14 protein-coding genes are annotated in these 11,172 nt (G+C 41.7%); 5 read left to right on the forward strand and 9 right to left on the reverse strand.

The window, feature by feature from the left end; translation table 11 throughout:
• Positions 1–227: 227 nt before the first annotated feature.
• The 5 genes from IM496_RS18935 to IM496_RS18955 all read right to left on the reverse strand — a co-directional run bounded on the left by IM496_RS18935 (position 228) and on the right by IM496_RS18955 (position 3,350).
• The gene (locus IM496_RS18935; RefSeq protein ID WP_002737765.1) at positions 228–380 is read right to left on the reverse strand and encodes a hypothetical protein; all 153 of its coding nucleotides are present in this window, start codon (positions 378–380) and stop codon (positions 228–230) included.
• Positions 367–1,245 (reverse strand): SDR family oxidoreductase, encoded by an 879-nt coding sequence (locus tag IM496_RS18940; protein ID WP_287662924.1) that lies wholly within the window; start codon positions 1,243–1,245, stop codon positions 367–369. The genes IM496_RS18935 and IM496_RS18940 overlap by 14 nt, the downstream gene beginning before the upstream one ends.
• Before the next feature lie 3 nt (positions 1,246–1,248).
• Positions 1,249–1,557, reverse strand: a complete 309-nt coding sequence (locus IM496_RS18945) for a hypothetical protein (RefSeq protein ID WP_194018021.1) — start codon at positions 1,555–1,557, stop codon at positions 1,249–1,251.
• A gap of 202 nt (positions 1,558–1,759) precedes the next feature.
• Positions 1,760–2,821, reverse strand: coding sequence for an ABC transporter permease (locus IM496_RS18950; RefSeq protein WP_194018024.1), 1,062 nt, complete (start codon positions 2,819–2,821; stop codon positions 1,760–1,762).
• Positions 2,822–2,831: 10 nt separating this feature from the next.
• Positions 2,832–3,350, reverse strand: coding sequence for an adenine phosphoribosyltransferase (locus tag IM496_RS18955; RefSeq protein ID WP_002742074.1), 519 nt, complete (start codon positions 3,348–3,350; stop codon positions 2,832–2,834).
• Between the two features lie 98 nt (positions 3,351–3,448).
• Here IM496_RS18955 and IM496_RS18960 point away from each other — a divergent pair, with 98 nt between their 5' ends.
• Together IM496_RS18960 and IM496_RS18965 are read left to right on the forward strand one after the other, a co-directional pair.
• On the forward strand, positions 3,449–4,075 hold the full coding sequence (locus IM496_RS18960) for a DUF3038 domain-containing protein (protein WP_287662925.1): 627 nt from the start codon (positions 3,449–3,451) through the stop codon (positions 4,073–4,075).
• A gap of 2 nt (positions 4,076–4,077) precedes the next feature.
• Positions 4,078–4,731: a DUF4335 domain-containing protein gene (locus tag IM496_RS18965; RefSeq protein ID WP_287662926.1), complete on the forward strand. Its 654-nt coding sequence runs from the start codon at positions 4,078–4,080 to the stop codon at positions 4,729–4,731.
• A 10-nt stretch (positions 4,732–4,741) separates the two neighbouring features.
• Here IM496_RS18965 and IM496_RS18970 read toward each other — a convergent pair whose 3' ends face one another.
• Positions 4,742–5,050, reverse strand: a complete 309-nt coding sequence (locus tag IM496_RS18970) for a HigA family addiction module antitoxin (RefSeq protein ID WP_287662928.1) — start codon at positions 5,048–5,050, stop codon at positions 4,742–4,744.
• Positions 5,051–5,290: 240 nt separating this feature from the next.
• On the opposite strand from IM496_RS18970, the gene speD reads away from it, so the two are divergent.
• The 3 genes from speD to IM496_RS18985 all read left to right on the forward strand — a co-directional run bounded on the left by speD (position 5,291) and on the right by IM496_RS18985 (position 6,654).
• Positions 5,291–5,698, forward strand: coding sequence for an adenosylmethionine decarboxylase (speD, locus tag IM496_RS18975; RefSeq protein WP_002781248.1), 408 nt, complete (start codon positions 5,291–5,293; stop codon positions 5,696–5,698).
• A 59-nt stretch (positions 5,699–5,757) separates the two neighbouring features.
• The gene (locus IM496_RS18980; protein ID WP_287662929.1) at positions 5,758–6,063 is read left to right on the forward strand and encodes a DUF6464 family protein; all 306 of its coding nucleotides are present in this window, start codon (positions 5,758–5,760) and stop codon (positions 6,061–6,063) included.
• A 78-nt stretch (positions 6,064–6,141) separates the two neighbouring features.
• Positions 6,142–6,654 (forward strand): L,D-transpeptidase, encoded by a 513-nt coding sequence (locus IM496_RS18985; protein ID WP_002801339.1) that lies wholly within the window; start codon positions 6,142–6,144, stop codon positions 6,652–6,654.
• Here the strand turns inward: IM496_RS18985 and IM496_RS18990 are convergent.
• The 3 genes from IM496_RS18990 to IM496_RS19000 form a co-directional block, all read right to left on the reverse strand.
• Positions 6,616–7,266: a TIGR04282 family arsenosugar biosynthesis glycosyltransferase gene (locus IM496_RS18990; RefSeq protein WP_287662931.1), complete on the reverse strand. Its 651-nt coding sequence runs from the start codon at positions 7,264–7,266 to the stop codon at positions 6,616–6,618. The two genes, IM496_RS18985 and IM496_RS18990, sit on opposite strands and share 39 nt — an antisense overlap.
• Before the next feature lie 229 nt (positions 7,267–7,495).
• Positions 7,496–10,300: a caspase, EACC1-associated type gene (locus IM496_RS18995; protein WP_287662932.1), complete on the reverse strand. Its 2,805-nt coding sequence runs from the start codon at positions 10,298–10,300 to the stop codon at positions 7,496–7,498.
• A 10-nt stretch (positions 10,301–10,310) separates the two neighbouring features.
• Positions 10,311–10,688: a hypothetical protein gene (locus tag IM496_RS19000; protein WP_052277030.1), complete on the reverse strand. Its 378-nt coding sequence runs from the start codon at positions 10,686–10,688 to the stop codon at positions 10,311–10,313.
• Positions 10,689–11,172 lie beyond the last annotated feature (484 nt).

The raw sequence follows: 11,172 nt of genomic DNA on the forward strand, positions 1-11,172 counted from the left end.
TTCTAACACTTTCTGGTATAGTTCACTTATCATTTTCGTTATTTAGGTCATATATGGTAAATATGACTTATCTTTTTTTGGAGTCTGTGTCTGTATTTTATGCTACATAAGCTTTTCAGCTTGCTTGTCCCCCTGTCAGCTGTATCAGACTTATCTGAAATGACTATACCGAATCACCTCCGAAGATGGAATGGGCTTTACCCCCCGCTGCTTAACCCGAACTGGGGTTACTTAACTTTTCGCAATCCTTTAGAAAGATAGGCAACGAAAAAAGCTAACACTCCCGTCATCCCTACCTCGAAATAATTAGTCATGAGAATAGCGGTAAAAAAAAGGAGTAAGATGATTAATATAGTCCGCTTTTGTTCAGATAATTTCATCTCTAATTGCCTCTAATTCGGTTTTATTACTTAATGGTTGATAACCCAAAGAAAAAGCGAGAGAACTATCAAGAGAAACATCCTGCGGACGCGGCGCGCTCATGGGAACATCGCACTGTAAACAGGGTTTTATTTGTTCCCTAGGAAGGTTAAAAACTGCCGCCATTAGTAAACCAAATTGATAACGAGAAACTCTTTCTTTACCCCCCAGATGAATAATCCCTTGTACTTTTTCTAATGCCAAAAGTAAACCATTCACCGCACTATTAACCCCAACAGCCGTCCGATATTCATCAGTGAATAGAGATAATTCTTTTCCCTCTTGGAGGGTTTTTAAAAATGGTTGCAGGAAACTATTAGCACTGGGAGAAGGGGAACCAAACATCAAAGGCATTCGACAAATAGCCGCCAGAGGATATATTGCTAAAATACCCTTTTCTGCCGCTACTTTTTGCTCACCATAGACACTGACTGGAGAAACGGGATCATTTTCGGAATAGGGGGCATTTTTACCATCAAAAACCAAATCGGTAGAGGTAAAAACTAGGGGTATTTGATATTGACTACATAAACGGGCAATTTCTAGAGAAGCTGTCAGATTAATTGCCTCGGATGCTTGGGGAAATTCTTGACAGAGATTCGGTTTTGATTGGGCAGCCCCATGAATTACCGCGTCGGGTTTAATCTGTTGAAAAAGTTCTTTAACTGCGGCTAAGTCTGTTAAATTAATTTTAATTAAATTTGGGTCATTACTATTGACATTGTGATTAAGGTATGTACCGAAACTTGCCCAAGATGAGCGAGTTTTTTGGTAAATATGCCAACCTAAAAAACCACTAACTCCAGTGATTAACAGCGTTTTCATAGTTTAGAGATTAAATCCTTTTTCGTAGGCTAAAAACTGCACTTGCGGTTCCAAAGGTTCACTAACTAAACCAATTCCTGCAAATCCCCATCGCTGCATTAGTCCCTTTAATTGTGTTCCTGAGAGAGTTTCCACAGAAAAATTATTGGCTAAATCCTGAGCATGGGTATTGATATAACTTAAAGCATCGTAGGATTCTTTAAACAGAAGCAGATAAATAGCCAGACTTTCGCTTTCACCTTTTCTCAGACGCGCCACTAGGTATTGTCCGTCTTGTTTTGACCTGAGTAAATAATGTGTAGTTGCTAACATATTTTTCAAAGTAAAAAGTGAAAAGGAAAAAGGAAAAAAGGGGTTGGGGATTGGGTTTTGGTGTTTTAGGGTTTTGGTGTTTTAGGGTTTTAGTTGAAATTTCCCCCATCTCCCCATCTCCCCCCGCAACGCGCACGCAGTGGTCTCCCCACTGATAACTGATTACTGTTTACTGATAACTGATAAAATTTCCCCATTTACCCTACTTTAAATTCTCCAATTTAATTCTAGGATCTACAGCTTTGAGAAGCAAATCAGCCAGAAGATTACCGATAATCAACATAGTAGCACCCATCATTAAACTGCCCATAACTAAATATAAATCTTTAGCCGTCACAGCTTGCAGAATTAAACGACCTAATCCGGGCCAATTAAAGAAAAATTCGGCGATAAATGCCCCACTTAACAAACTGGAAAATTCAAAGCCCAAAAGAGTTATCAGAGGATTAATAGCATTGCGTAAAGCGTGGACATAGATAACTTTATTTTCTGGTAAACCTTTGGCCCTGGCGGTTTGAATATAATCCTGTCGCAGAACATCTAATAATTGTCCCCGCATCAATCTTTGTAATCCCGCAAAACTGGTAACTGTCAGGGCAATAGTTGGTAAAATCATGTGCCAAGCGATATCTAAAACTTTACCAATAGGGGAATATTCCGAATAGTTAATACTGGTCATATCGCCCACCGGTAAAAGCGGCGAGACATTTTGGGCGAGAATTAGCAGTAAAAGGGCAGTGATAAAACTGGGGAAACCTTGACCAAGATAACTGATAACTCGGAAAAATTTATCGATAAATTGGTTTTGTTTGACGGCGCTGACAATGCCCAAGGGAATCGCAATCGCCCAGGTTAGAATGATGGAAGTCAAAGACATTAATAACGTCGCTGGAATTCTCTCTAATAATAGGGAAGACACGGGACGAAAATAGGTAAAACTCAGACCAAAATTAAACTGAGTTACCACTTGCCACAACCATTTAAAATACTGGACAATCGGCGGATCTTTTAAACCAAAAAGGGCAATATATTGTTCTTTTGTTTCCTGACTAATCTTGGGATTAAGGTCAAGCAAAGCTAGAAAACCACCGGGGGTTAATTGGATAATAGCGAAACTCAAAGCCGAGGCCAACAACAGAGTTAATAAACCCTGGAGAACACGCTTGACAATATATAAAAAAGTTTCGCTAGTTAGGAGAGATTGTAACCCATTAGCACTCGATCGAGCGGTGGCCGCCTTATAATTATCATCAGTCGCCGTCATAGAAAAAAACCTAATAATCGATAATGGTAATAATCGGTAAATCGGGTAATTTTTCCCGACCACCGAGGTCGATTAACTCGATGATAAAAGCAAATCCTAACACCTCGCAACCAATTTTTTCTAATAAATCGGCCGTCGCTTTCGCCGTCCCTCCCGTCGCGATTAAATCATCGACAATTAAGACTTTATGATGGGATGCCACCGCGTCCTGATGAATTTCCAGGCTATCGCTTCCGTATTCCAAATCATACTCGATACTATGAACGGCGGCGGGTAATTTGCCCGGTTTCCGGACGGGAATAAATCCCGCTTCTAATTGGTATGCTAAAGGAACACCAAAGAGAAAACCCCTGGATTCCATACCGACAATGTAATCGGGGGATAAACCGTAATCGCGACACTTTGCCGTTAGGGTATCGATCGTGTAACGTAATCCTTGGGGATGATTGAGTAGGGTAGTAATATCGCGGAAGACAATACCCGGTTTGGGAAAGTCGGGAATATCGCGAATCAGTGATTTCAGATCCATTCGGTTTCCGTGTCTCGTAAAATGGGGGACAGCTATCTATACAATACAATTTACAATATCCTGACTCGATCGCCCTTGTGTTTTAGTTCTCCTATATCATGACCTCTACTAGCCTAACGCCCGAATCTACAACATCAGCCCCAGAAAAACCATTTATTTTAAGCGTTTTACCCGATTTTCCGATTGCTAGTCAGCAATGCGCCCTACATCTCCAACAGCATATCGATTTAATGCTATTAGCGTTGGAATCCTTAGAAGTCGGTGCCGGGGAGGCCCTGTTAGCCCTCTGTAAAGAACTAGGACTCGATAAAATTATCAAAAACCGGATTATTTTCTGGCGCTTACGCTGTACTAATCCGTGGCGAATTTCCTACACCCTCGACCGTCTCACCCTTGACCAAGCCAAAGCTTTAGTTATCATTGCCAGTTACCGGGCCAAACCCCTAGCCATATCCATCAGACAATTACTGTTAGCGCGGCAACAGATGGAGTCAAAAGGTTTACCCGTGGATAATAATTTTCTTTTATCAGAATACCTAGAACGATTTCGCTCCAATTTTCGCAGTCGCATGAACCCCCGCCGGGCCAAAGTATCGGTTTATCTAGCCGATGAAAATGCTTTAAATGAACTGGCTTTATCCCTCCTCGATCAGTTATTATTTTGTACTGGTACGACGGGAATGCAGCGCTTTTGGATTAGTTTATTTGATGGGGAGATAGTGTAAAAATGAGAAGACAGTATAGCTTGCCCAATTGTACCCTGATTCTCGATGGTTTCGGCGATGATTTCGCCCCGGCTAACCCCGGGGATAGCCGACCCTTACTCTCAATTTTGACTAACGTAGAATGTCGGTTAATCGGGGCCAATAAAGTCCTGCAAGGTGGTCGGGTTTTCTTGGAAAATTTGGCCCAAGCGGTCAGTCAGTATGCCCAAGAATTTTTGAGTGGTGTTCGTCATCCCCAAGACCCCGTCCATGAACCAGATCATGTGTACCTAGAAAAGATTGACCAGAATCTCCATCGTCTGGTCTGGTATCCATCAACGGACTTGAACATCCCAGAAAGTCCGGTCAACATAGAAATCAGTACCGTGCAGTTATTCGACTTAATAGAAGCGATTGACCAATTTTTTGCCGATACTCGCACTTTACCTGACCTAACCCTGAAATTACAGCCGGTTTCCCGTCGCTACCATAAGGTTAATGAATCGGCGGCCAGTCGAACAGTACCTTTTTTGGCAGGATTAGGCAGTCTTGTCGCTTGCGCCCTACTTTTCTATCTGTTACCCGTCCCCCAAGTCCGTAAACCCGAAAATCCCCCCATTCCCGCCGCTTCTCCCAGTCCCACCGTCCCCACTAATCCTGTCCCCCCTCCCAGATAAAATTAGTCCCCTAAGCTACATCTATAAATGGAGTGATGGGAATGTGGTTATAAACTTCGGCATTCTTTGCCTGAGCTTGACGGAGATCGTAGTCTGTTTGAAGATTCAGCCAAAACTGAGGACTGTTACCAAAATATCGTGACAGACGCAAAGCTGTGTCCGCACTGATACTACGCTTACCGGCTAAAATCTCACCGATACGAGTTTGAGCTACGCTTAAATCTTTGCTCAGTCTGTAGGGGGTAATATTGAGCGGTTCCAGAAAATCTAACTTGAGGATTTCACCGGGGTGGATATTGGGCAAATGGTCGCTGTTCATCGCATTTAGCTAATTTTAGTGGTAGTCCACCACGCTCGAATCCTAACGCCTAACAATACTATTGTCAAGCAGACGTAAGCCTTCGCCCCACACCCCACACCCCACACCCCACACACTGCTCTGTCCCAGTTTTTAGAGAAAGTAACCGAGAAAAACCTGATTTTTTTTTCACAAGTTAGAAAAATTGTGTTATACTGGTAAATCTGTGAAGGTTTTTCGATAGGGAGTATTGAAAAAAAAATGACCAAACTGGGAACCCATTTGATTGTCGATGCTTGGCAAGTACCTGCTGACCTCCTCAACGATCCCGAGCGCATTCGTCGCGCTATCCTCGATGGAATTACGGCAGGAGAAGCAACGCTGATCGATTTGTGTGTCCACCAGTTCAGTCCCCACGGAGTTACCGCGACGGCGACTTTAGCTGAATCTCATATCGCGATCCACACCTGGCCTGAACACGGCTATTTCGCCGCCGATTTATTCTTCTGTGGTGCCGGTAAACCCGTGGTTGCCATGGAAATTTTGACCAAATCCCTGCAAGCAGGTGAGATTAAAGTGCGGGAACTAACCAGAGGATTCCCCGGTCCTGCGGCAGTTTATGAAAGCAAAAAGGAAGAACCCCTTAAGTCTTCCCTGGTTATGGCCTAATTTTTAGGGCCAGCCTCAATAATAAGTTAGCAGCACTGGCAATCGCCTAAACTAAAATCGTGATCAGGATAACCTTTGTTTTTATCCTCGCCCTCTTTCCCTCTCTCGTTAGTCTCTGGTTAATTAACCGATCCCAACAGAGATTAAGTAACCGTTTGAGAGGGATTCGCCATCGTCACGAATACAGCACGGTGATGGCCAGTGATTTTTTGTCAATCCCTCTAGAGACAGAAAATAAACCGGCCTTTATCGGTGATCTTAGTTGTCGTTTTAATGCCTATTCCCCCCATTTGCGTTGTGCGGTTAATCCCCCAGGTCCCTGTGAAGGTTGTCGGCAGTACGAAGCTAAAACTGGCACAGTGTAGGCGGCTTGGGCTTCCAAACAGTTCCCTATTTGCTATCCTTAAAAATTATCGCTATCGCAATTGAGGAGTGTGGGAATAATGGCGTTCAAACGAAATTTGACCCTCTTAATCATCGGATTAGGATTAACTTGTTTACCCCTATATCCGGCCCAAGCTAACCAAATCAGCACCGTCACCCCGAATACGGCAGCCAATCAAACTCTTGCTACCCATCTGGTTCTAAAACTGAAAGAGAGAAAAGTTTACGTTTATCAAGATAGTAAAGTTTTAGCCCAATTTACCGTCGCCGTCGGCAAAAAAGGCTGGGAAACCCCCACAGGTAAATTTGAGGTGCGGGAATTAGTTCGCAATCCCGTCTGGAAAAGTCCCTGGACGGGAAAAGTCAGCGCTCCCGGTCCCAATAGTCCCCTAGGGGAAAGATGGATCGGTTTTTGGAGTGACGGCAAAAATTCCATCGGTTTTCATGGCACCCCCGCGGAAAATTCCCTCGGTAGCGCCGCTTCCCATGGTTGTGTGCGGATGCGGAATCGGGATGTGAAAGTGTTGTTTGATTTAGTCCGCATGGGAACCACCGTCATCGTTCAACCTTAATTCTGGCAGGTATTTTTTTAAGATGGGCAGGTCTTCCGGGCGATCTATATCGGCTAATTTAGGCAGATAAGCGGTCTTTAAAGCCAGTTTAGCGGCGATTGTCTGAGTTTTTGCCAAGACTTCCCCCGTTCCCCAAGGAATACCGTCAAAAAGCTCTGGAAAGACCTGTTTTAAAGCAATTAGGTAGTATCCTCCATCTAACGCCGGCCCTAAAACCATATCGTGGGTTTTTAGGGCCTCAAAGGCTGCTAAAATCTCTTTTTCCCCGATTTCTGGGCAATCTGTGCCAATAATAGCGATCGCTGTCATCCCTTGAGCAAAACCATCGGCAAAAGCATTTTGCATCTTTTCTCCTAAGTCTTTTCCCCGTTGAGCATGATAGGAATAATGCACACCTAACCAAGTACGCATTTTCTCCTCGCTGCCGCCATGGTAGTAAATGATCAGAGAGAGAAAATTCCTCAAACCCGCTAATTTACCGAGAGTATATTCGGCCAGTTTGCGGTGCAATTCTTCGGCTCCCTCGGCTGCCAAAGCTGGAATCATACGGGTTTTTACTTTCCCCAATTCCGGATAACGGGTAAAAATAATTAGTTGTTGTCTCCAGTCCACGAGTAATTGCGACGATGATATTAATTATTAGTTTTAGCCTACTGTCAATAGGAGGCAGCAAACCCAATAAAACAGGCTTTATTGGCTTAGTATAGATTATTTTAGTTGGTTATCTAATTCTGTGTTGGGTTTCGTTCCTCAATCCAACCTACAAAAGCGGCGATCGCTTGATTGAGTCGAAACCTTTTTCCTAGCGGCATTTCAGACTTTTTCAGCCAACCCTGATTAGCTAGGGACTAGGCTTTTTGGGTGAGTTTAAACAGGATAAACCAGCATCTTTAGCCGTAGGATACTTGATTGGGACAAAAGCAAAATCTGAACTTAGTGTCCGACACTCCACAATGTGAACAAATTCTACGGAGGGATCTTGGGGATCGCCATTTTCATCAATTTTTTTGCGATCACCATTTTCATCGAATTTAATTGTCCCAGTTGCACCTTTAGTGACAAGAAAATCAAGAGACTTTAAGTGTTCACGGATATTAATTCGTGTGGGAGTATTTGCCTTTTCTAGAGCTTTTGTTAGAGCAAGCGTTGCATCATAGGATAGGGCTGTTATTGCATTAACAGAAGTTGTAGTCCATAAAATTTTGGCATCCTTAAGAAAATTTTTGTTAGGACTGGTTAAAGAATCCCAAGGAACCGCAATAACAAACTTTTGAAAAGGTTGTAGGTTGTTAATTTGTTCTAAGGTACGAGAACTACGAAGCCCCCATGATCCGATAACCCAATTTTGACTATTATTAAGTTTTATAAGTCTAATTGCATCGCCTTGAGCATCGCCAATTGCTTTTGGGAATAGTACAAGCCCTATTGTTTCTGTTATTTTTTCTTCTTTCTGTCGTCGTAACTCTTGGATGGCTTCTTCTGCCTTAAAATTATTTCCGAGATCAAATTCATCTAATTTTACTACAGTTCCAGAGAATGGAGGGCGTGTAAAAATAGTTTTAAAACTATTAAAAAAAGATTCACTAAATGGACTTCCTTCACTATAAAAGCCCACCACTTTTTTAATAGACTTTTCTTGTAAAAATTTTGCAATGGCAGGAGATTGTTGATCGCTGGAAAAAACAGTTCGCAGGAAATTTTTTCTGGGGTATTTAGTAAGCTCGCTAGTCGTTGATCCGGGAGAAATCAAAACTAAATCATTTTCCTTATAAATATCCACCGTTGCCACAGTCATTTCACTGGGATAGTGACCAACAACCCCTAAAATTTCAGGACGCTGGGAAAGAGATGATGCTGTCTTTTTGGCTAGTAATTCGTCATTTTCATCATTAGTAATGACAACTTTTAATCCCTTACCATTAATCGCTTTTTTGTTGATAAAATCTTGATCTGGAAAATACTTGAGGAATGGATCATTGTCATTTAAAATTCCTAGATTAATTTTTGTTTGTAATTGTGCTACTCCTCGTAACATTTCTTTTGCTCGACTATCACCATCATCATCATTAAAGTCACTTTGATTTTTGGGAATACTAACAGCAATAGCAATCGTGTAATATGGCATTTTATTGGCTTCTAGTAAAGCATTATTTAAGTAAATTAATGTTTCTGCATCTAGCCTATCCTCTTGCCATGCGTCCTTAAATCTTAACAGGGCTTTTTGATAATCACACTGTGCAAAATATTCTGTACCTTTCTTCTTGTTAAACAATTGAGAGTAATTAAGAATTTCTTCTCCTTCACTAATAAAGTCGTCCGTTTGTTTTGGACAATCCGATGGAATTAATGGAGTAATAATATTATGGCGATTAATGGCAATTAAACTTACAACTGCTATTGATGCTATTCCTATGCTAACTGGCAGATTTAATTTGAAATTTTGGAGCTTTGAAGTTTTTATAGAATGCAAAATTTGGGCAATTTTTGCAGAAGGCGAAGTGATTGGTGGAATCGTCGTAGTAATGGGATAAACCTCATTTTGCACTTCTTCTTCAATCACCTGAATATCCTCATCCCTGAGTCCATAAATAATTTGCAGTTTCTTTAAACTCTCTCCATCTTTGTTTTTCAATGGAGTATGATTAGCAGCAGCTATTATTTTCCGAAACGCATTCCTATATTTCTTAATATTGTCTCGTTGCTGTAGCAGTGGTTTAAGAACTTCTGTTTCAATCGTTCTGGCTTCATCTGGTGAGAGATTTAATTGATCTATTGTTGCATCCAAAACTGCCCTATCTGCAGCAGAAAAGTCTTCCTCCTTAAAACAATAATCTTTAATATCCTCATCATTCCACTTTTTAATAATATCCTCAACTATTTTACGATACTTAAATTTAGGATCATTAGCAGCAAGAGGAGATTTGGCTAAATAAATAGTATCCTCTCCTTCAAGAGAAAGATAAAATTTGGGAGTCATTGCCGGGGCAGCTTCCTTTACTCGTTCGCTGGCATACTCATGCAATTCATTAACAGAAATTAATTGATCACCATCCTGATCTGCTGCACCAGTTTCAATTCCTTCAACTAGATATTTTGTATAGATGGACAAATCGTTATCTTCCGACTCAAAAGAATATTCAATTGGACTAGAAGAGGTCAAAATCGCCCTTCCTTTACCTCCTAATTCCTCTTGAATGTTAAATTCCCCTTTGATTGGCATTCCCTGAACCAATGCTCCGCTAAAACAGCAGTCGAGAATAATTATCTGCCTTTGGGAACGACTATCTGTGATGTACTCTTGAAGTTTAGTTGCCGCTAAAGCTGTTGCAAGAGAAAAATTTCCCTTCTGATCACGCCCAGTGTCTCTTGTACTTAGAAAAAATCTAGCCTTTTGATCTTTAAGTCCATGCCCAGAAAAATATAAAAGCACCAAATCATCTTTCTGTCGATCAGCAAATAAATCGTCAACTGCTTTTTCCATGCTCCCTTTGTCTGGGTTAGGCAAAACTGTAACCTGATCAAAGGCTCCCATGTCTGGATGCTCTAATACTCGGCGCATTGCTTCAACGTCTAGAATGGCACTAGAAATTGGGCGCAATCCTGCGGAATACTCGCTCACACCAATTAACAAAGCAAATTTTGCCATAATACCTTCTTTAACCTGAGATAAAGTCTTGAGCCGCTTTAATAGCCATTTCCAATTCTTCTCGACTGTGAGCCTTAACCGTCAACTTGCGACCATTGGCCTCTACCGACAATTCTATCGGTTTACCTCCCAGGCGATCGCCCAGAAACCCTAACAACTTTTTCCCATTAGCGGGGTTAACTTCGGTCATTAACATTCCTCCCAAAAAACCGCCCAACGACTTATTACCTTCAGGGGGATTGGGATCAAGAATACGTTTAACCGATTCAACTTCATCTGCCTGTTGTAGTTCTGTCAGTAATACTTGGGCCTGTTCGTCGCGTTCTTCAGGCTCCAGGTTAGGATCGTTAAAAGCGATCACCAATTTAATCGTAGATTTGTTACTCATAGGAAGTTGAGTTGAAATAATATAGGATAATACTAATCTTACTGAATTATGCAAATTTTACCATATAGCATCTGAAATCTAAATAAGTGATCCCATTTTCATACTGCCCCTTGCCGAGTGCAGATTTCTTCACTGATGTTGTGCTGTTGCTGGACATAGAAGATCGATTTTTCAACCTGCTCCAAGAAATCATAACAATTATCGTGTGTTGGGTTTCGTTCCTCAACCCAACCTACTACTACTACAGGCTAATGGCGATAATTCCGCTAGAAAGTATGAGAATGTGTCTGACATTCCTGACAGGGGGTGAGTATTGGTATCATGATTAAAAGTAAGGATATAGATAGGGTTTGCGGCAAAAAGTAGGGGCGAAGCATTCGGATAGAAAATCTACGGTTTCACCGATAGGTTATTGCCCGAATGCTTCGCCCCTACAGGACGCGGGCCGATGAAGACGCAAGGTTTTGAACGACGATTCTCTCAA

Origin of the sequence: Microcystis sp. M049S2, from assembly GCF_020245625.1 — a bacterium.
GTDB lineage: Bacteria > Cyanobacteriota > Cyanobacteriia > Cyanobacteriales > Microcystaceae > Microcystis > Microcystis ichthyoblabe_A.

Excerpts from the sequence above, each read along its gene's own strand:
- IM496_RS18940 (WP_287662924.1), bottom strand. The coding sequence starts at position 1,245 with ATGAAAACGCTGTTAATCACTGGAGTTAGTGGTTTTTTAGGTTGGCAT.
- IM496_RS19000 (WP_052277030.1), bottom strand. The coding sequence starts at position 10,688 with ATGAGTAACAAATCTACGATTAAATTGGTGATCGCTTTTAACGATCCT.
- IM496_RS18970 (WP_287662928.1), bottom strand. The coding sequence starts at position 5,050 with ATGAACAGCGACCATTTGCCCAATATCCACCCCGGTGAAATCCTCAAG.
- IM496_RS18965 (WP_287662926.1), top strand. The coding sequence starts at position 4,078 with ATGAGAAGACAGTATAGCTTGCCCAATTGTACCCTGATTCTCGATGGT.
- speD (WP_002781248.1), top strand. The coding sequence starts at position 5,291 with ATGACCAAACTGGGAACCCATTTGATTGTCGATGCTTGGCAAGTACCT.
- IM496_RS18935 (WP_002737765.1), bottom strand. The coding sequence starts at position 380 with ATGAAATTATCTGAACAAAAGCGGACTATATTAATCATCTTACTCCTT.
- IM496_RS18955 (WP_002742074.1), bottom strand. The coding sequence starts at position 3,350 with ATGGATCTGAAATCACTGATTCGCGATATTCCCGACTTTCCCAAACCG.
- IM496_RS18950 (WP_194018024.1), bottom strand. The coding sequence starts at position 2,821 with ATGACGGCGACTGATGATAATTATAAGGCGGCCACCGCTCGATCGAGT.
- IM496_RS18960 (WP_287662925.1), top strand. The coding sequence starts at position 3,449 with ATGACCTCTACTAGCCTAACGCCCGAATCTACAACATCAGCCCCAGAA.
- IM496_RS18945 (WP_194018021.1), bottom strand. The coding sequence starts at position 1,557 with ATGTTAGCAACTACACATTATTTACTCAGGTCAAAACAAGACGGACAA.
- IM496_RS18985 (WP_002801339.1), top strand. The coding sequence starts at position 6,142 with ATGGCGTTCAAACGAAATTTGACCCTCTTAATCATCGGATTAGGATTA.
- IM496_RS18995 (WP_287662932.1), bottom strand. The coding sequence starts at position 10,300 with ATGGCAAAATTTGCTTTGTTAATTGGTGTGAGCGAGTATTCCGCAGGA.